Source organism: Pseudidiomarina fusca (genome assembly GCF_032227045.1).
In the GTDB taxonomy this organism is placed as follows: Bacteria; Pseudomonadota; Gammaproteobacteria; order Enterobacterales; family Alteromonadaceae; genus Pseudidiomarina; species Pseudidiomarina fusca.
Genome location: NZ_JANFPJ010000078.1, coordinates 1 through 1,862, shown reverse-complemented (window position 1 = coordinate 1,862; position 1,862 = coordinate 1). Strand labels below are relative to the sequence as shown.

At 43.9% G+C, this 1,862-nt stretch carries 2 protein-coding genes; both read left to right on the top strand.

Translation table 11 applies throughout. From position 1 onward, the window contains the following. Window positions 1–149: 149 nt before the first annotated feature. Window positions 150–1,256: an OprO/OprP family phosphate-selective porin gene (locus tag NOG12_RS13110; protein ID WP_181394977.1), complete on the top strand. Its 1,107-nt coding sequence runs from the start codon at window positions 150–152 to the stop codon at window positions 1,254–1,256. 102 nt (window positions 1,257–1,358) lie between these two features. Then, entirely contained in the window at window positions 1,359–1,844 is a 486-nt protein-coding gene (locus tag NOG12_RS13105; RefSeq protein WP_313933501.1) for a hypothetical protein, read from the top strand. The last annotated feature ends 18 nt before the right edge of the window (window positions 1,845–1,862 follow it).

Genomic DNA, 1,862 nt, shown 5'->3' with positions numbered 1-1,862 from the left:
ATGCTGTCTAATAATCCATCACGAAAGATCAACAAGCCCTAGTTTTTATTGTCATATTTAAGTCATAAAACTGTCATTGTGTCACGCAAATGTCATATAAGTGACATATGATGCCTGGGTCAAAACTAGAGATTGGGATAGAATTAATCATGAATACAAATAGCAAAGTTTTAGTTGCCCTAGCCGTAGGTGCTTTCACTGGTAGCGCACTTGCCGAAGTGGAAATCACGCCTCGTGGTAGAATGCATCTGGATGCAGGTATGTACAAAGACGATGTTACGGAAATTGGTAACGGTTTTAATGTGCGTCGTGGGCGTCTTGGTATGCAGGGCAATTTATCGCCTGATTGGCGTTTTGTTATTGAGTATGACTTCGCTGAAGGTGGCGATGCCTCAGCAGCTGACGTAAATATTCGCACTAAACTGGCTGGTGGCAATGTGACTATCGGCCACCAGCGCGTGCCGTTTAGTCTAAACACCCTAACCAGCTCCAACTCTATTACTTTTATGGAGCGTTCAAGCGGCTCTACGGTTATTACCCCTGACCGTAAGTTAGGCGTGCGGTTTGATAAAACCTTCGGTAACTTAACATCAGAATCTATGTTGTTCGGCCGCACCATGAATACAGAGGGCGATGCTGGCAAAGATGACAGTATGGGGCTTGCTCAGCGGATTATTTACCATCCAAAAGTTGATGATGTTCAGTATCATTTTGCCGGTGCTTTCGTGTATCAGGACATGGGTGACTATAACACGCTTAGATTGCGGGACCGTCCTGAGCTACGTATTGACTCTGGTGTGCGTTTAATCGATACCGGTACTCTGGAAGGCATAAATTCCATCAATCGTTTTGGTTTGGAGGCTGCCTTCATTAATGGTGCCTGGTCTGCCGAAGCTGAAGCGATGACACTAAACACTTCGTCAACAGTTGAAGATGTTTCCTTCTCTGGATATCACTTTCAATTAAGTTATGTGTTAACTGGCGAGAGCCGTTCGTACAAGAATGGTTTGTTTAGCGGCGTTAAACCATCAAAAGAGTCAGGCGCTATTGAGGTTGCTGCACGGTACTCTGTCACCGATTTGAATGACGGTACTGTTTTTGGTGGTGAGCAGAAAAATCTTACATTGGGCGTTAACTATTACTTGTTAAATAACCTTCGGTTTATGGGCAACATTGTGTTTAGCGATATTGATACACCGTCAGGGGTAACCGAGGAGCCTATTGGCTTTGGGGTTCGGGTTCAGTACCATTTCTAACATAGATTAAACCCGGTTTACCGGGTTTTTTTAATCCGCAATGCTGTAGTAAGCGTATGTCACGCATTAATTAGTGTGATCTTGTTATCGGGTTAAATTGATATGTACCGAAATCGTTTGCTCTTATCATTTGGTTTGCTGGTTATGTTCTGTATTGTTCAGGCCGTAGCCGCATTTTGGACATCAGGGATAGCCGCCTATCATGTTGAGCGAGGTAGGGTATCTAATCAGATGCTGGCCGAATTTATCGCGCTAGGTGCCGACAAACAACGACTGAAGGTTTGGCTAGCGCAGTATTTGTTAACCAATGACGCGCCATTGAGTGAGCGGGATAGATTGTTAGTGCAGATGGAGCACATTCTCAGTAACTTACAGTCACTGCTGGTTAATGATCAGCTGCTATCAGATGATGAACAGGGTTATCAGGAAGTAAATCGTCAGATAAGGGCGCTCTCCATTCTTGAAACCAATATTTTTGCGCTAAAGCGCAGTTTGTTGGACAAGGAATCGATAACGCTTAGTGAAGCAGAGATTTGGCGACTTCTAATACAAACGTTTGATAAACTAGGGCTTGTTGATCTTTCGTGATGGATTATTAGACAGCAT

What these genes read in the sequence shown, in the direction of transcription:
- NOG12_RS13110 (WP_181394977.1), top strand. Translation starts at nt 150, where the DNA reads ATGAATACAAATAGCAAAGTTTTAGTTGCCCTAGCCGTAGGTGCTTTC.
- NOG12_RS13105 (WP_313933501.1), top strand. Translation starts at nt 1,359, where the DNA reads ATGTACCGAAATCGTTTGCTCTTATCATTTGGTTTGCTGGTTATGTTC.